The sequence below is a fragment of the Pseudotabrizicola formosa genome (assembly GCF_002900965.1).
GTDB lineage: Bacteria > Pseudomonadota > Alphaproteobacteria > Rhodobacterales > Rhodobacteraceae > Pseudotabrizicola > Pseudotabrizicola formosa.
The window spans coordinates 1,412,595-1,429,426 of sequence record NZ_PJOM01000002.1; the positions used below are offsets into that span (position 1 = coordinate 1,412,595).

General features: G+C 66.4%; 18 protein-coding genes. 2 read left to right on the forward strand and 16 right to left on the reverse strand.

All coding sequences use genetic code 11. From position 1 onward, the window contains the following. Window positions 1-14: 14 nt before the first annotated feature. Window positions 15-1,193, reverse strand: a complete 1,179-nt coding sequence (locus CXR43_RS10750; protein ID WP_103333916.1) for an aspartate aminotransferase family protein — start codon at window positions 1,191-1,193, stop codon at window positions 15-17. A 347-nt stretch (window positions 1,194-1,540) separates the two neighbouring features. Between CXR43_RS10750 and CXR43_RS10755 the strand changes: the two genes are divergently transcribed. After that, entirely contained in the window at window positions 1,541-2,146 is a 606-nt protein-coding gene (locus CXR43_RS10755) for a GcrA family cell cycle regulator (protein ID WP_103333917.1), read from the forward strand. A 55-nt stretch (window positions 2,147-2,201) separates the two neighbouring features. Here the strand turns inward: CXR43_RS10755 and CXR43_RS10760 are convergent, their stop codons facing one another. The 11 genes from CXR43_RS10760 to CXR43_RS10810 all read right to left on the reverse strand — a co-directional run bounded on the left by CXR43_RS10760 (window position 2,202) and on the right by CXR43_RS10810 (window position 13,071). Next, entirely contained in the window at window positions 2,202-4,175 is a 1,974-nt protein-coding gene (locus tag CXR43_RS10760) for an AsmA family protein (RefSeq protein ID WP_103333918.1), read from the reverse strand. Window positions 4,176-4,284: 109 nt separating this feature from the next. Continuing rightward, window positions 4,285-5,316 carry a hydroxyacid dehydrogenase gene (locus CXR43_RS10765; protein WP_103333919.1) on the reverse strand — a complete coding sequence of 344 codons (1,032 nt, stop codon included), beginning with the start codon at window positions 5,314-5,316 and terminating at the stop codon, window positions 4,285-4,287. 80 nt (window positions 5,317-5,396) lie between these two features. Next, window positions 5,397-6,689 carry a vWA domain-containing protein gene (locus CXR43_RS10770; protein ID WP_168219801.1) on the reverse strand — a complete coding sequence of 431 codons (1,293 nt, stop codon included), beginning with the start codon at window positions 6,687-6,689 and terminating at the stop codon, window positions 5,397-5,399. Beyond that, window positions 6,686-7,807, reverse strand: coding sequence for an ATP-binding protein (locus tag CXR43_RS10775; protein WP_103333921.1), 1,122 nt, complete (start codon window positions 7,805-7,807; stop codon window positions 6,686-6,688). Before CXR43_RS10775 ends, CXR43_RS10770 begins: the two co-directional genes overlap by 4 nt. Window positions 7,808-7,864: 57 nt before the next feature. Then, window positions 7,865-8,764, reverse strand: coding sequence for a TonB family protein (locus CXR43_RS10780; protein ID WP_103333922.1), 900 nt, complete (start codon window positions 8,762-8,764; stop codon window positions 7,865-7,867). After that, window positions 8,761-9,183: an ExbD/TolR family protein gene (locus CXR43_RS10785; protein WP_103333923.1), complete on the reverse strand. Its 423-nt coding sequence runs from the start codon at window positions 9,181-9,183 to the stop codon at window positions 8,761-8,763. Before CXR43_RS10785 ends, CXR43_RS10780 begins: the two co-directional genes overlap by 4 nt. Window positions 9,184-9,187: 4 nt before the next feature. After that, window positions 9,188-9,562, reverse strand: coding sequence for an ExbD/TolR family protein (locus CXR43_RS10790; protein WP_103334206.1), 375 nt, complete (start codon window positions 9,560-9,562; stop codon window positions 9,188-9,190). Further along, complete coding sequence (locus CXR43_RS10795; protein WP_103333924.1) at window positions 9,562-10,284, reverse strand: MotA/TolQ/ExbB proton channel family protein; 723 nt, start codon at window positions 10,282-10,284, stop codon at window positions 9,562-9,564. Before CXR43_RS10795 ends, CXR43_RS10790 begins: the two co-directional genes overlap by 1 nt. A 138-nt stretch (window positions 10,285-10,422) precedes the next feature. After that, on the reverse strand, window positions 10,423-11,979 hold the full coding sequence (locus CXR43_RS10800) for a trimethylamine methyltransferase family protein (protein WP_103333925.1): 1,557 nt from the start codon (window positions 11,977-11,979) through the stop codon (window positions 10,423-10,425). Between the two features lie 94 nt (window positions 11,980-12,073). Next, complete coding sequence (locus tag CXR43_RS10805) at window positions 12,074-12,766, reverse strand: HAD family hydrolase (protein WP_103333926.1); 693 nt, start codon at window positions 12,764-12,766, stop codon at window positions 12,074-12,076. A 23-nt stretch (window positions 12,767-12,789) separates the two neighbouring features. Next, on the reverse strand, window positions 12,790-13,071 hold the full coding sequence (locus CXR43_RS10810) for a DUF3572 domain-containing protein (protein ID WP_246831371.1): 282 nt from the start codon (window positions 13,069-13,071) through the stop codon (window positions 12,790-12,792). Between the two features lie 139 nt (window positions 13,072-13,210). Between CXR43_RS10810 and CXR43_RS10815 the strand changes: the two genes are divergently transcribed. Further along, entirely contained in the window at window positions 13,211-14,608 is a 1,398-nt protein-coding gene (locus tag CXR43_RS10815; RefSeq protein ID WP_103333928.1) for a diguanylate cyclase, read from the forward strand. Window positions 14,609-14,627: 19 nt separating this feature from the next. Here the strand turns inward: CXR43_RS10815 and CXR43_RS10820 are convergent, their stop codons facing one another. From CXR43_RS10820 to CXR43_RS10835, 4 genes are all read right to left on the reverse strand, one after another. Then, window positions 14,628-15,161, reverse strand: coding sequence for a periplasmic heavy metal sensor (locus tag CXR43_RS10820; RefSeq protein WP_103333929.1), 534 nt, complete (start codon window positions 15,159-15,161; stop codon window positions 14,628-14,630). Then, entirely contained in the window at window positions 15,158-15,538 is a 381-nt protein-coding gene (locus tag CXR43_RS10825) for a dihydroorotate dehydrogenase (protein ID WP_103333930.1), read from the reverse strand. Before CXR43_RS10825 ends, CXR43_RS10820 begins: the two co-directional genes overlap by 4 nt. After that, window positions 15,522-16,121: an RNA polymerase sigma factor gene (locus CXR43_RS10830; RefSeq protein ID WP_103333931.1), complete on the reverse strand. Its 600-nt coding sequence runs from the start codon at window positions 16,119-16,121 to the stop codon at window positions 15,522-15,524. The genes CXR43_RS10825 and CXR43_RS10830 overlap by 17 nt, the downstream gene beginning before the upstream one ends. A 77-nt stretch (window positions 16,122-16,198) precedes the next feature. Next, window positions 16,199-16,738 carry an EF-hand domain-containing protein gene (locus CXR43_RS10835; RefSeq protein ID WP_103333932.1) on the reverse strand — a complete coding sequence of 180 codons (540 nt, stop codon included), beginning with the start codon at window positions 16,736-16,738 and terminating at the stop codon, window positions 16,199-16,201. Window positions 16,739-16,832: the final 94 nt, after the last annotated feature.

Below are 16,832 nucleotides of genomic sequence, written 5' to 3' on the forward strand. Positions count from 1 at the left end.
ACAGATAATGCAGATCAGAGCGTGGCTTCCAGATCGGTGGCGGTGGCATCGAGGCGGGAGAGCGCTTCGGTGATATCTGCTTCGGGGATGTTGAGGGCAGGCAGCAGGCGCAGGACGTTGTCGGCGGCAGCGACGGTGAGGATGTGGCGGGCGTAACCGGCCTTCACCACATCGGTGTTCGGCACCACGCATTTCAGGCCCAGGATCAGGCCTTGGCCGCGCACCGCCTCGAACACTTTCGGGTGGCTGGCGACAAGGCCTTCAAGACCCTGGCGGAACTGCGCGGCCTTCTGGCTGACGGCATCGAGGAACGCGGGGTCTGAGACGATTTCGGTGACCGCGGCCCCGATGGCGCAGCCCAGCGGGTTGCCGCCATAGGTAGAGCCATGACTGCCCGCCACCATGCCGGATGCGGCGTGTTCCGTGGCCAGCACCGCGCCCAAGGGAAAGCCGCCGCCGATGCCCTTTGCGACCATCATGATGTCAGGCGTGACCCCGGCCCATTCATGCGCGAAAAGCCGCCCCGTGCGGCCCATGCCACATTGCACCTCGTCAAAAATCAAAAGCGTGCCGGTGCTGTCGCACAGGTCGCGCAAGCCTTTCAGGCACTGGTCAGGCACCACGCGGATGCCGCCTTCGCCCTGAACGGGTTCGATGATCACGGCGCAGGTCTGATCGGTGATGGCGGCACGAATGGCATCATGATCGGCCCATTTCACTTGCGTGAACCCCGGCATCAGCGGGCCATAGCCCTTGACCATCTTTTCCGACCCGGCGGCAGCAATCGCCCCGGTCGAGCGGCCATGGAAGGCGCCCTCAAAGGCGATGATCTGGGTGCGCTCGGGCTGGCCCGCATCGTGATGATGCTTGCGGGCCATCTTGATTGCCAGCTCTGCCGCTTCGGTCCCGGAGTTGGTAAAGAACACCGTATCGGCAAAGGTCCGGTCCACCAGCAATTGGGCCAGATGCTCCTGCTCGGGGATGCGGTAGATGTTGGACACATGCCACAGCTTCTGCCCCTGTGTCGTCAGCGTCTCTACCAGCGCCGGATGGGCGTGGCCAAGCGCGTTGACGGCAATGCCCGCGCCCAGATCAAGGTACCTGTCGCCATCGTCGGACAGAAGCCAACTGCCGCTGCCGGACACAAAGGCAAGCGGGGCGCGGTTGTAGGTGGGCAGAACGGCGGAAATCATGGCACAGGCCTTTCGGGGTGTGGCGGGTCCGGAACGATGGATCTTCCCCGGACATGAGGGGAAAGCCAAGGCGTAGCGGTTGGCCGCAGGGGGTGTCAATCTGGGGAGTGCCCTTATGCGCCGGGCAAGGCGTAACCTGTCGCTCAGAAGCGTCGGGGACGTCGGATAAGGGCGTGCCGTTTGGTCATGCGATGGGGATAGGCGAAGATTTGTGGTCTGTAAACGGAAATCTGGCACCACCACCGGGCCAGCGGCGCTTGATCTTCGGCCCTGCGGCTTGTATCCCGTGCCGTCGCGGTTAGAATGCGCCGCAAGAGACTTATCGCAGCCCAATAGCGGAGATCACCATGTCCTGGACGGATGAGCGGGTTGAAACGCTCAAGAAGATGTGGGCCGAAGGCCAGTCGGCCAGCCAGATCGCCAAGGAGCTTGGTGGCGTCACCCGCAATGCGGTGATCGGCAAGGTGCACCGTCTGGGCCTGTCGAACCGTGTGGGCGGCGGCAAGGATGAGGTGGAAGAAGAAGCTCCAGTGGTGGCCGCCAAACCCGAGCCTGTGTCCCGCCCCGTGCCGGACCCGCGGCCAGAACCCGTGGCCGCGGCCCCGCGCCCGGCCCCTGAACGCCCCGCAGCCACGCCTGCGGCCCCATCGAACGTCACGCCGCTGCCGGTGCGCAAGGCGATCATTCCCGCCGGTCAGCCGCTGCCGCCGCAGCCATCCGCCAATGAAATCAGCCCCGAAGCCCTGGCCTCGGTGCGTGAGGTGGAAAAGCATGCCAAGCGCCTGACGCTGATGGAACTGACGGAACGGACCTGCAAATGGCCAATCGGCGACCCGGCCACCGATGATTTCTGGTTCTGCGGCCTGCCCAGCCTGCCCGGCAAACCCTATTGCGAGGCGCATGTCGGCGTGGCCTTCCAGCCGATGAGCGCGCGGCGGGACCGCCGCCGCTGAACGCACAGCCACCCGATCAGAGCTTTTGTGCAGGCGGCCCACCGGGCCGCCTGTTTCAATTGCCCCCCAACAGACGCTGGAACAGCCGCCCCGCCTCGGCATCAAGCGCTTCCTGTGCGCGGCGGCGGGCGGCGTCTTCCAGGCTCTCGCCCTCCTGACGCTGGATGCCCAGCTCTTGTTCGGCACGGCGCTCCAGCTCGGCCTTTGCCCGCGCCTCGGCTTCCTTCGCCTGCTCTTCAAAGCGTTCGCGGGCCAATGCCTCCAGATCCAGCCGGAACCGCGGACTGGCCCAGGGCCCGGTGATCAGCAAGGGCACCATCACCCCGCCGGTGCCATCCTCTGCCGCAAGGGCCACGGGCCGCAGGCGGTAATCCAGCGTGCGCGCGCCAAGGTTTACCGTGCCATCGCCGGTCGCGGTGACGTAAGGCGCGCGGAACGACAGGTCGGTGTTTGACAAGACACCGCCATCCATCAGGAAACTGCCGCTGACCGTGTCGAAAATCGTGCGCTGCCCGTCGCCGACATAGCCCGCATCCAGCCTGCGCAGCATGCCCACCACATCAAGGCCGCGCAGCTCTCCCCGCCCAAGGCTGAGGCTGCCCGAACCGGACAGGCTGCGCATGATTGCGTCCATCGAGTCCCCGACGCCCAGAAATTTCAGCCGCAGATCGCCGGCGCCGATCAGCCGGTCATAACCGGCAAGGTCTGACAGCAGCGGCTGCATCGCCAGACCGGCCAGTGCCAGATCGCCGTCCACCGACAGGCCCGAACGGCCATTGATCACGAACTGGCCGCTGACATTGCCCTGATAGGCCGCAATCTGGCGCAGATCGAACACGGCGCGCGCGCGGTCGATGGTGGTGACCACCCGCGTCGGCCCCAGCCGCAACCTGCCCAGATCGATGCTCTCTGCCGTCAGGGCAATCGAGGCATCAATGAGGGCCAGAGCCGACACGTCAATCGGGGTTGTTGGCCAGCTGTCCGGCACCGCACTGTCGCCGCTGCCTCCGGCCGCACTGCCCCCGAGTGCCGTTGCCAGCGACAAGGCCCCCGCTGCAACCTGGGCCGACAGGTTGGGCCTGTCGCCAGCCGTGGTCAGGTCGGCGTCCAACCGCAACTGGTTGTCATCCAGCCGCAATGTGCCGTCGCGCAGATGGACCGATCCCGCATCGGTCAGCGTCAGCTGCCCCGACACGTCCACCCTTCCGGCACCAAGCCCATCCGGCACCCTGGGCCGATCCACACCGGCCAGCTGGGTGACAGAAGACAAGTCCGCCAGCGTGGCACTCAGGTCCCCCTCAAGCCCGAAGGGCCTCCACCCCCCGCGCCCGGCAAGCCGGAATGCGGCGTCACCGGCTGTCAATTCCACATCAAGCCCCACGGGCTTTCCCTTCAGAAAAGGTTCGAATTGTGCAATTTTCAAGGCCATATCGAAGGGCTGACCATTCAGAACTGCATCAAAAGTGACATCGGCCGATCCTAGAAAATCGGGTATCCTTGCCGCACCATTGAGCGCGCTCAGCACCATCCTGCGCCCTGACCCGTGATCGACAAAGGTGATCTGGCCATCGGTCACCTCGGCCAGATCCAGCGTGAACGGTGTGCCCTCACCAGCCATCCCGGGTGCCGCGCTGCCGCCGCCCGGACCATCAAACGCCCAGTTTTCCCGCCCGTCGCGCGCACGTTCCAGCGTCAGCTGCGGGGCCTGCACCGAGAGCCCGGTGATCCGCACCTCGCCGCCGATCAGCGCCGCCAGATCCAGCGCGATGCTCACCCCCTCGGCCCGAAGCATGTCGCCCTCAAGGCCCCAATCGGCATTCGACACCGTGACAGGCCCAGTCTGTACCCCCAGCGTCGGAAAGAATGTGGGGCGAACCGCACCCTCCATCACCAGCCGCCGCCCGGTGATTTCGGCAAAACGCTCCGCCGCAAGCGCCGCAATCCGGTCTGACGGGATCATCACCACGGCGGCAAGCACCAGAAACACTAGCAAGCACAAGGCCAGCACAGAACGGATCAACCAACGCATGACAGCGGCCTTCCTTTCAGGATGCGCCAGAGTCTACGCGCCCAACACCCTGCGCTGCAATGGTCACAAGGGGCGCCGTCTAAACTTGCAGCCACCACCGCCCTTCGTGTCAGTTCACGCGCACCGGGCGTGACCGCATGCGGGCCACGGTTTCCCGCTCGGCCCGCTTGCACAGATTGGGCGGCAGGCCCTTGTCCAGCAGCGCCAGATCCTGCCAGACCATTTCACCCATCCGCCGGAAGGCCACGTCGAGCGCCCCCGCGCGATGCGCCGACAGCAAAAAGCCCGGCAGGCGGCGCACCGGGTGATCGGCGGCCAGCGGCTCGTCTGGGAAAACATCTGACGCTGCACGGATGTGGCCTGTGGCGACCGCCGCCATCAGGGCCGGAAAATCCACCACATCGGCGCGGCTGAGCAAGATGAAGGCCGCCCCCTTGCGCATCGATGCAAAGGCATCCGCGCCCAGAAACCCCCGGTTCTCCGATGTCACCGCAGCGGTCACGAACACCACATCAGACCCCGCCATCAGCTGATCCAGCGTGGCAGGCTCTGCTCCGGCCTCGGATATCCGGGCCTCGGGAAGCCAGGGGTCATGAATGCGCAACCGGGGGCGAAAGCCTTGCAGCACCCGCGCCATGGCCCGACCCAGATCACCAAAACCGATGATCCCCACCTCTGCCCCGGTCAGCAGCCGGGCGTCCGCATTGCCCGCCCCGCCCCAAAGCTCTTGCCCGGACCGGAAATCGGCATCGGCCCCGTGAATGTTGCGCAGCAAGGACAGCGCGAAGCCCAACCCGATCTCGGCCACCGGCTCGGCAAACACTGCGCCCGTGGTCACCACATGGATGCCGCGCGCAAAGACCTGATCATAGGGCATGTTGTTGATCAGATTGGATTCCACGTTGAAAATGCAGCGCAACCCCTGCAGCCGCGCCAACGCGGCCTCTGTCAACGGCGGTTGCCCGATGATATAGCGCGCCTGCGCCAGCACCGCATCCGGCAGGTCCGGCAGCGCCTCATCCGTGGTCTCGACCAGCCGGTAGCGCGCCCGCACCTCTGCCAGCCGCGAGGGCGTGAAGATCAGGTCCAGAGTGCGCGGCAGCGGGCAGCACAGCACCAAGGGGCGGTCCGGGTCTTGCATGCTCAATCCTCCATTCTTGGTGCCACCCTCACGCGGGCGGGCCGAAACCGCAACCCCCGGCACGGAAAGTGGCAACGTCGTCACTGCGCCAGTGACAGCACCTGACCGAAAGGCGGCGCGGGTGCCTCTCCCCGCAATCCCCAGATCACCGGCATGGCGCGGGGGGCGGGGCCGAAGGGGCCTTCAAGATCGGTCAGCACCACCGCAACCGAGGCGTTCAGCGCCACCGCCGCCGCAAGCGGCGGGGCAAAATCGGTGCCGCCGCCACGGGGCCAGTCAAGCGACGCTATCTGGCCTTGCCAGTGGGCCAGGTCCAGCCGGGTCTGCCAGCGGACGCCGTCATCAAAGGCGATCAGGTGGATTTCTGCCGCAACCCGGCGGGCAATGCCGGTAACCTCGGACAAAAAGCGTTGCAACAGCGGGCCTTCAACCGAGCCTGAGGCGTCGATGGCAAGCGCCACACGGGGGACATCCACGCTGCGCCGGATGCCGGGGCGAAAGCCGGGCGTGGGGGCACCGGCACTGCGGGCCAGGGCCTCGGCGGCAATCCAGTCGCGTGCAGGGCGATGGTGGGTCTGTGTCAAGCCCGGCAGCAGGGCGCGCATCAAAAGGCGGCGCAGGACATGCTCCCATGGCGTGCGCGGCGGAGCAAGATCGGCCAGACGGTGGCCAATCAGCCCGATGCCGCGCCCTGCGGCGCGCCCCATGTCCAGCGCGCGGGTCAGGTGCTGACGCCAGAGCGCCGCCTGATCGGCCCCGTCAGGGCTGTCGGCATCGGGCGTGGCGCGGGCGAGGTCGGCGGCAAAGCCCGCGCGCTGCGCGAGCTGGCGGGCGCGCTCGGCAGGCGTCGGGCTGTCACCGCCCTGCCCTTTCGGCCCCTTGCCCTTGCGTTTGCCGGTTCCGGGCTCGGTCAGGCGCAGGTAAAGCTGGTCGACATCCCATTCCGACAGGGCGTCAGCCGTATAGGGCAGCCCAAGCGCCTGCTCCAGAAGGTCGCGCAGGGTGAGCGCGGGGCGCGGCAAGGCGTAATGCGCGGCAAGCAGGGCATCGTTGATCAGCGCGTCAGCGGCGATGCCATAGAGCGTCTCGTCAAACCCCTGCCCCAGCCGGGCCGCCATCGCGCCCATGCGCGGCCCATGGCGCAGCGCAATGTGCAGAACATGGTGCGCAGCAAGGCCCATCTGTTCGTGCGGGGCCAGGGCCTCAAACCCCGGACCATAGAGAATGGTGGTGCCGGTGGTGTATGCCGCAGGGCCATCCGTGGCATCGCGGTGCCGGCACCACAGCGCAAGTGCCCCCATCGCCGGGTCATCGCTGGCCAGCCGCACCAGCGCCGGTCTGGCCCGTTCGGAATGCGGGCCGGGCGCAGTCACGCCTGCGCACCAGCACCAGGACGGGCGCGGGCATAGGCCTGCCAGTCGGGCGAGGCCGCGAAATGTGCCTCCCAGCCGCGCGTCAGCGCCTTTTGCAACAGCAGCTCGAACCCATGGGTGCAAAGCTCTGCCAGCGGCAGGGCGCGCAAGGAAGGGTCATCGCGGTGGCGGTGCAGCTGGCCAATGCCCGCCATCAGTGCGATCACCGGGGTGACCGTGGCATCCTCTGCCGCACCGATCAGGGCGTAGGTCAGCGCGGTAAGGCCGTGCAGGGATGTGGGATACAGCGGCCAGCGATCCTGCGGCTTTGCCGCGATCATCTCATCCACCCGGACGCTGGCGGCGATATCGGCCAGCACCAGCGCGAATTCGGCCGCCGGGGCCTCGCCCACCGTGCCTGCGATCATCACATCGCGCAGACGCCGGTCCGGCACCGACTGCACAATCGCGCTGACCCGCGCCCAGGATCGGGGGGTGCAGGCAATCAGCTGGCCGCGCTGCAACGTATCGGCGGTGGTTTCCAGCAAGTCCGGCCTTGCGCGCAGGAAGGCGGGGATGGCCGGGTGCAGGCGCTGTGGAAGGGCGTAGTTTTCCACCCAGTCCTGGGCCGTGGCGCGCAAGGACAGGTGGATCAGCCGGTCGGACAAAGCGGTGCCCATCTCATAGGCGATTGCCCCATCCTCCGGCCCGTTGCCCGCGGCGACCACAAGGCAATTGTCCGGCAGCAGATGACGCCCGACCCGACGTTCCTGCAACAGCCCATAGACCGTGGGTTGCAGCGCGGGCGGGGCTGCGGTCAACTCATCCAGAAACAGCACAGATGGCTGGGCCGGATCATCGGGCAGGTCTTCGGGCCGGTACCAGACAGTGCGCTGTGTGGCATGGTCGTAATAGGGCAGGCCGCGCAGATCCTGCGGCTCGATCGTGGTCAGGCGCAGGTCGAACAGGCGCGCGCCGATGCGGGTGGCCAAGGCCTGCACGATCTCGGTCTTGCCGATGCCGGGGCGGCCGTGCAGCATCCAGGACGCCGTCAGCCCGCCTGCGGCCTGTGTCTGCCAGCCGTGCCAGAGCACGGCAGCGGCCTCGCCGGTGGTGACCGGCATGGTGTTGACGGACATGATCTTCTCCCTTTGGGCTGACATAGGCGCGCGGCGGCATCCGGCAAGCGCGCGCGGTCAGCGCTGGAAGGTCATCGGCAAGGTGAAGGAATAGCTGGCATCGGTCAGGCCCGCCGGGGCCGGCGGCAACCGGGCTGACTGGACCGCCCGGAGCGCTGCCTGATCCAGCGCGGCATTGCCGGAAGAGGCCACGACACCGACCCCCGCCAACTGGCCCGAACGGCTGACCGTCAGCCGCACGGTCACCGTGCCCGACGCGCCGCGCGCCGCAGCGGGAAAGGCCTTGCGACGCTCGATCCGGCTGCGGATGGTGGCACCCCAACCCGCCTTGAGATCATTCACCTGCGCCGTGGACCGTGTGGCCGCCTGTGCACTGCCGCTGTTGCCCGCCTGCGCGCCGCCGCCGCTGCCAGCAGCGCGCTGCGCGGCCTGCCCGTCAGACGGGGCCCGGCGGGACGGTTTGGCTGCGGCTTTCGGGGCCTCGGACCGGGGTGGCTGTGCTGCGGATTTGGCCAGATCCGCGGGGCGCGCTTTGGGCCGATGGTCCGGCACTGGCTCCGGGTCCGTTTCGGGCAGCGGGTCCGGTTCTGGGGGGGGTGGGGGCGGCAGGCGGATGTCGGCGCTCGGCGGGGCCTCGGCCATGTCTGGCAGGGCCATGGCCTCTGGCGCGGGCATCGCGGGCGGAGCTGGTTCTGCCGCCGGGGACAATGAAGGGGGTGTGTCGGGTTGGACGGGCGGGGTCAACGCGGCCACCGGTGCGGGGTCCGGTGTGGGCGGACGGTCCCAGGCGCTGATCAGATCGGCCAGCACCGCATCGGCGGCCTGCAGCGACACCAGATCGCTGCCCCCTGCCCCGGCAGACATTGCCCCTGCCGGTGGCGGGCGGATGGCAAAGGCCGCGACATGCAGCCCGAGAGCCAAGGCAAGGGCAAGGCCGGCGTGCAGACGCGCGCTCATGGGTTTGCCATGGGCTGGGCCACCAGTTCGATCTGCGCAAAGCCAAGCGGCGACAGGCGGGGCAGGATCTGTGCCAGACGCGCTGCGGGCAGGGCCGCGTCGGCGCGCAGTGTCAGGCGGGGGGGGGACGCTGCGCAATCCGTTCGCGCGCAATGGTCACTGCGGGCCGCCTTGATGGCGGCAAGGGCCGGGTCATCCAGCAGGTCGCGGTAGCCGAGCTGACCATCGGCCCCGATGAACAGGGTGAACTCTCCCTGCGCTTCGGCCTCTGCCTGCGCTTGTGGTGGGGTTACAGCAAAAGGCTCTGGCGGGGTGAGCCGGGCAGAGATCAGGAAAAAGATCAGCAGCAGGAAGACCACATTGATCATCGGCAGCAGGTTTTCCTGCGCGGGCCGACGAGGGGGGGGCGAAAAGTCCACCGCGCTACTCGACGAGAACCAGACGGGTAAAGCCCGCGCCCGTCAGCCGGTCCATCACCGCGACCAGAGCCTGCAGATCAGCCCCGTCGCCTGCCCGCAGGATGATGGCATCGGCCGGACTGTCGGTCAGGCTTTGCAACGCCCCGGCAAGAGCCTCGGGCGCAATCTCGACCCCGTTCAGGCGCAGGCTGTCGCCCGCCAGATCTATCAGCCGCGGCGGGCCGGAATAGGCGCCGCCGCCGCCTGCCACCGACAAGGGCAAGGCCCGGTCGGTGCCAAAGCGCGACGCCAGCATGAAAAACACCAGCAGCAGGAAGACCACGTCGATCATCGGCGTCAGGTTGGGCCGCCTGCGCGCACGCTCTGTGCCAAAGGACATCATTCGGCTGCGCGCCGGACAGCGATTGGATCAGCTGGCACCACGCGCGCGCCGTGCAGGATACGGGTCGCCGAATCCTCCATGTCATGGCGCAAGCCGTCGACGACGCTTTCGAACCATGTCAGCGCGACCGAGGCCGGGATCGCGACCGCCATACCCGCGGCGGTGGTCAAAAGCGCCTCCCAGATGCCACCGGCAAGGGCGGCAGGGTCGGCGCGCGACCCGGCCTCTTGCAGGGCCTGAAAGGCGGCGATCATGCCGGTGACAGTGCCCAGCAAGCCCAAAAGCGGCCCGATGGTCGCGGCCAGTTCCAGCCCGCGCAAACCGGCACGGGCCCGGGCCAGCAGGCTGCGCGCGACGCGGGCGGTTTCCGCCTCTGCCGCATTCGGGTCCAGTGCGGGGTTCATTGCCGCCTGCATGGCGGCCAATGCCAGACGGGCGCGCAAGGATTTGCGCCTGTCCAGCACCGCCATCGCCGCATCGGTCTGGCCTTTGGCCCAGAGATCCAGCGCGCGGGCCGTGTGGCCGCCGCCAGACCAGGTGCCAAAGGACAACAGGCGCATCACCTTCCACAGGATCAAGGCGATGGTCAGGATGGACAGCACCGCAATGGCCCACATGGCCGGGCCACCCATGGCAATGAAACCGACCATGTCACCGAAAGCATCGGATAGCGGAGCGGAAACAGGGGTGGCGACTTCGGTCGCGATCTGGTCTTCCATGGCGTCTCACTTGGTCTGGGAAAGACGGATCTGGGTGAGGGATGCCTGCCCGGCCTGCATGGCCTACATCGGACATTCCGGCGGCGGATACAACGGCTTTTTGGCGCGTTGGCTTCGCCCCTGCTCAGATGGAGGGTGTCAGAAGTCGGTCGGCGCACCGCCCTCTTGCTTGCGGCGGGCCACAAAACGGCCAAGCTCTTCGCGGGCGGTATCAGCCATTTCGGGCGGTTCGAATTCGGCCAGGATCTGCTTGTAGATCCGGTGGGCACGTTCGGGCGTCCAGTGCGCCCCATCGGCAGCCCAAGCCTCATAATTGCGCCAGTCGCTGGCGAAAGGGGCGTAGAACGCGGTCTGATAGCGGTCTTGCGTGTGTTGGCACCCGAAGTAATGCCCACCTGCCCCCACCTCACGGATGGCATCAAGGGCGATGTCATCGGCGCTGGTGGCAAAGGTGGCCTCCTCGAAGTAGCGCTGGATCATCTGCAACACCTCGCAATCCATCACGAATTTTTCAGGGGATGCAATCAGCCCACCCTCTAGCCAGCCCGCTGCGTGATAGACAAGGTTGGTGCGAGATTGCACAGCGGCCCAAAGGCTGTTCGAGGTTTCCCACATCGACTGGCCATCGGGCACATTGGCGGCACAGACGCCAGAAGAACGCAGCGGCAACCCGTAGAACCGCACCAGTTGGCCGGTCATCTGGGTCGCACGCATGTATTCGGGCGTGCCAAAGGCGGGGGCACCCGATTTCATGTCGACATTGCTGGTGAATGTGCCGATCGCGACCGGGCAACCGGGGTTGATGTATTGCAGCAAGGCAATCGCGGCGAGCGCCTCGGCCAAGGACAGCGCCACAGCACCCGCCATGGTGACCGGGGCCATCGCGCCTGCCAGGGTGAAAGGGGTCACGATCACCGGTTGGCCGCGCCGGGCCATGCGCATGGCACCGTCCAGCATCGGGTAATCGTGTTTCAGCGGGCTGACCGAGTTGATATTGGTGAACATGCGCGGGCTTGCGTCAAATTCAGAGGGCGTCAGGCCAGCGGCGATGCGGACCATCTCCATCACATCCTCGACCCGTTCGGCCCCCAGCGAATAGGCGTGCACCACCTTGTCGGTCAGGGTCAGCTGTTCGTAGAGACAGTCCAGATGGCGCACCCCCGCATGCACATCGACCGGTTCCACCGGATAGCCGCCGTTCAGGTGGATGCAGTTGAAATATTGGGTCAGCTTGGTAAATTCGCGGAATGTCGCCATATCGCCTGAACGTTTCCCACGTTCCAGATCCCAGGCATTGGGAGGGGAGGAGACATTGCCGAACAGCATATGCTGACCGCCCATGACCACCTTCCGGGCGGGGTTGCGCGGGGTTATGGAGAAGCTGTCGGGCGCGTGGCCCAGCATTTCCATCACAAAGGACTCATCCATGCGGACATTGGTGCCGTTGACGCGGCAGCCTGCCCTGCGCAGGATCTCGACTGCCTCGGGGTTGAGAAATTCGATGCCGATGTCGGACAGGATGCTCATGGCACCCCGATGGATGCGCTGGACACCTTCGGCATCCAGGGGTTCGGTGGGGCGATCAGGGTTGACTGGAATGCGCCAGGGCATCTGGTCGATGACGGCGGATCCTGCCCGCGCCTTGTTGCCAGCCCGCCCGCCGGCGCGGCGCTTGCGATCCTGAATATCCGTCATCCCGCCTCCTTTGACCCGACCGGGCCGTCTGGGGGCAGGATGGACGAAAGCCGCTCGGGGCGCGCCATTCAGCGGCGACGTTTATGCGTCGTTTTCAAGCCGCGTGTCCGGCCAGCCATCCGGTCAGCGCGCCGATATCAGGCAAAACCACATCGGCGTGCGGTGCGAGATCGTCTTCGGTGGCGATGCCGGTCAGCACGGCGATACACAGCATGCCCGCTGCCCGCCCGGCATGCAGATCATGCAGGCTGTCGCCGACCATGGCGATGCGTGCCGGGTCCAGCCCAGTCGCATGGGCGAAGGCCAGGCACATGCCGGGACCAGGCTTGGCCCCATGGCCGGAATCGTAGCCGGCAATGAAATCAAACAATTCGGTCAGGTCATGCGCGGCCAGATGCGCCCTGGCCGGCACTTCGGTGTCATTGGTTGCCAAGCCGATGCGCAGACCGCTGGCGCGCAGCGATTGCAGCAGCGGACGCAGCGGCACGGCGGGCACCATCACCGCATGGGCCGCGGCGGCATTGATGTGCTGCGCGATCCCGGCCACAGTCTGGCCAGGCAGATGCGGGGCAAGCGCCGCGGCAATGTCGTTGGCGGTGGCCGCGATCACCGGGCTATCCGCCGCAAAGGTTTTCGTGGGAAGGTCGTAGCCAATGGCATCTGCCATGGCCGTTGCATGCTCTGGATCGCGGGCCAAGGTTTTCAGCAGCGTTTCCGCCCAGCCGCCCCAGCTGCGACGGAAATCGAACAATGTGCCGTCCTTGTCGAAAATCACGCCGTCAATCATGTGCCGGTCCCTTTTTGTGGATGTCATGTCCAGTGCAGCGCCTCGCCCCCGGGAAGTGCGGCGCGGGCGCGCATCGGCGCGTCATACCGCAGGCCGGTGGCATCGCAAAAGGCCATAATCCACGCATCATCCGTTAACAGAAAATCCAGCACCGAGCCCAGAAACTCTGGCTCGGTCGCGCGGCTGCGCAACGTGTCGGCGGAAATCCCGGTCGAGCCGAGGAAGACCGGAAGCAGATCTTCGTGACCTGCAAGCCAGGCAAGTGCCTGCAAAGCCAGTGTTTCGGCGGATTCCTGCTGAGACAAGACGGAGTTCCTGACGTTTTTTGTCAAACTATAGCGTATTTTAGGATAAGTGAATGAAAACCAGTATTGCTTTTTCAAGGATTTCTTAACCAACTGGTAGGATAAATTGACGTCATATACTCGTCTCAGGCGGAGTGACATGGACGGCAGGATCCTTATCATCGATGACGTCGCGACAAACAGGATTGTCCTGAAGGTCAAACTTGGCGCGGCTTCCTACCATCCGATCATCGCTTGCGGGGGTGTGGAAGGCCTGCGCCTGGCGCGCAGATGTGTGCCGGATCTGATCATGCTTGATCTGATGCTTCCCGATCTGCCGGGCTTTGATGTGCTGCGCGAATTGCGCAGTGACCCTGTGACCCGTGATGTTCCCGTCATCGTGATGACATCCTCGACCACTTTGGAAGACCGGCTTGCCGCATTGGAAGCTGGGGCAGATGATGTATTTATCAAGCCCTATGATGACGATCTGATGATGGCGCGTCTGCGCAATCTGCTGCGCAGCCGTCAGGATCTGGCCGATCTGACCGACGCACATGACGGCAGGCTGTTCGGCATGGCCGAGCCGGAGGCGGAATTTCAGCAGCCCGGCCATCTGGCGCTGGTGACCGAATGGCCGCAACGGGCGCAGCAGCTGCGCCGGGATCTGGCACCGCTGATGCGTGACACGATCTCGGTGCTGACACATGACACGGTGCTGTCCGAGACCCAGCCGGCGGCGCGTACACCCGATATCTATCTGATTGATGTCGACTATCTTCAGTCAGAACGCGGCCTGCGTCTGCTGTCTGACCTGCGCAGCCGCGCCGCGACCCGGCATGCCGGGATCTGCCTGATTGCAGGGGCGGTGGTGCAAAGTCACATGATCATGGCTCTTGATCTGGGTGCCAATGACGTTCTGAACAGCGGCATGACGCTTGCGGAAATCGCGCTGCGGCTGCGGGCGGTGCTGCGCAGCAAGCGGCGGGCCGATCTGCGGCGCGAACAGGTGCAGGACGGGCTGCGCCTGGCGATGATCGATCCCCTCACCGGATTGTTCAATCGCCGCTATGCTTCGGCGCGGATGATGGTCATGGCGGCACGCAGTGAAAGGGACGGTCGCCCCCTGGCGGTGATGGTGGCCGATATCGACCGCTTCAAGGCAGTGAATGATCAGTACGGCCATGCCGTGGGCGACGATGTCCTGATCGAAGTCGGTCACCGGCTGGGCTGCAGTCTGCGGGCGGATGATCTGTTGGCGCGCATCGGTGGAGAGGAATTTCTGATCGCCATGCCCCTGACAACGCCAGAGGAAGCGCAATCCGTCGCCCGCCGTCTGTGTCACGAAGTGGAGCAGCGGCCCATTCTGGTGGCGGGGGGCGGTGCTCTGAAAATCACCGTATCGATCGGGCTGGCGATGTCGCAATGCCCGGAAAACGGCAGCCTGGGAGCCGAGGCAGATACGGTCGAAGCCCTGATCGGGCGGGCGGATCAGGCCCTGCTGGCGTCAAAACGGGCGGGCCGCAATCAGGTGACGCTGGCCCGCACCGCGGCATGATCCGAAGGGCTGTGACAGATCAGTCGCGGCGTGGTGCATCGCCGCGGCCCTTTCTGGCACTCCTGTCCAGCGCCTGCTCCAGCCGGTCCAGAAAGGCTGCCCGCTCGGGATCTGACATCTGCAGCACCAGCGCGACAAGCGCGTCGCGCCCGGCTTCGGCCCGGGCCGAGAACCGGCTGTTCTGCCGCGCCACAGCCGCCTGAAACGCGCCCGCATCAAAAGGTGTCGCGCGCAGGGTGGCCAGAACATCGTCGAAATCGGCGCGCATCTGGGCCCGCATCTCGCGCAGGCCCGGCCCCCGCTCGGACAGGCTGCGCAGCATGGCGCGGCGTTGATCCCGCGTCAGCGCTTCGGTAAAGGGACCAAAGCTCAGGTCGCGCACGGCCGCCGGCGGGCGACGGTCGGGATCATGGCCACGCAGGGCCACACCCGCAAATGTGCCCAGCACCGCAAGGTTCAGCGCAAGCGAGACCGCCAGCAGCAGCTTGAGCCCGCGACCTGGCGGGCGGGCACTGGCGGAAGCGGAGGAAACGGGGGGCGGCAGGTCGGTCATTGCGACACATCCTCGGTCAATAGCGCATCAAATCCGGGCAGCAGGTCAAGGCTTTCGGTCACGCCAAAGCCAATGCTTCCGGCAAGGCTGACCATCGGTTCGGGTTGAACATAGCCGATCACCAGCCCGGCCATGGCGGCGCTGCCCACCCCCACCACCGCAAGCGCCCCCCCGAGGGCGGCCGCCAGCCTGGCCCACGGGCCGGAACGTGGTCTGGTGCGGGGGGCCGACTGGCCCGCCGGGTGCGACTGCAGCGCCTGCGCATCCGCCAGCACGCGCGCCAGAAAAGCCTCCTCCAGCGCGGGCGGCCGGGCGCGCGCCTGCGCGAACAGCGCGTCCAGATCCGCTTCGGGTGTGGTGTCAGTCTGCGTCTTCATATCCCAGATCCTCTCGCCGCCCCGCCAAAAGGGCGGCCAATGCGCGTTTGCCCCGCGCGGTCAGGCTTTCCACCGCTTCGACCCCGATCTCCATGATCGCGGCGATCTGCGGGTTGGCAAGCCCCTCGATGTGGCGCAGCACCACCGCCTGCCGTTGGCGGTCCGGCAGGTCTGCAAGAGCTGCCTGCAATGCGGCCAGGCGGTCGGCCTCGATCATCGACTGCAGCACGGCGGGCTGCGCGCTGACCAGGTCCGGTGCATCGTCCAATGGCGTGGCCCGCCGCCGGCTGCGCGCGCGCAACCGGTCGGTCGCCAGATTGGCCACCACCCGGAACAGCCAGGTGGTGACCTGCGCTTCGCCCTGCCGCCAGTCGGCTGCAATGCGCCACAGGCGCAACAGCGCCTCTTGCGCCACATCCTCGGCCTCGGCCCGGTCGCCCAGCAAGCGCAGCGCATGACCAAAGGCGCGCGGAGCCAGACGCTGGGTCAACAGACGTGCCGCCCCGGGATCTCCATTCGCATAGAGAACCAGAAGCGCCTCGTCCGAAAGCGGGGCTGCGGTGTCGTCGCGTGGCATGTCCATCCTGTCGCTGGCTTAACGGCTTTCGCCCCGCGCCGGAAGGGCCGCGCCTCTTCGCGGCCCCCCAAAGCGGTTCAGGATCAGTTGTTGCCGCGCGGCCCATGGGGACCACGGTGCTGCTCGCCATGCCGGCCGCCGCGCCGTTCCCCCATCCGCTCTTTGGCGGCGGCGATTTCAGCTTCGGTGATGGCACCGTCGTTATCGGCATCAAGCCGCTCGAACAGGCGCGCGGGCATCGGGCGCGCCATCATTTCCGCCGCCGACAGCTTGCCGTCGCCGTCGGTGTCCAGCCGCTCGATCATCCAGGCGGCACGGTCATTCGCGCGCGTCGTTGCCGCGCGGATCTGCATGGCGGCGATTTCCTCGGCGCTCAGCAGACCATCGCCATCGGTGTCGATCGCGGCGGTCTGTGCGGCGCGGAAGGCGTCAATTTCAGCCTGCGTGACCTTGCCGTCTCCGTCAGCATCCATGGCCGCAAAATCAATCTCGGCACCCGGTCCGCCCATCGGCCCACCCATGCCACCCATGCGGTCGCCCCGGTCGGCCATGGCGGCCCCTGCGGTCAGGGCAATGGCCAGGGCCACCAGCGAAGCGCCCATGATTTTGGTTTTGTCGATCATTGCTCACATCCTTTTTTCAGACCGGCCCCCTGTTTGGTTTGGGGCCTTGTGACTGTGAAACGACAGCTGCACGCCGTTCCGTCGCAGATTGTTG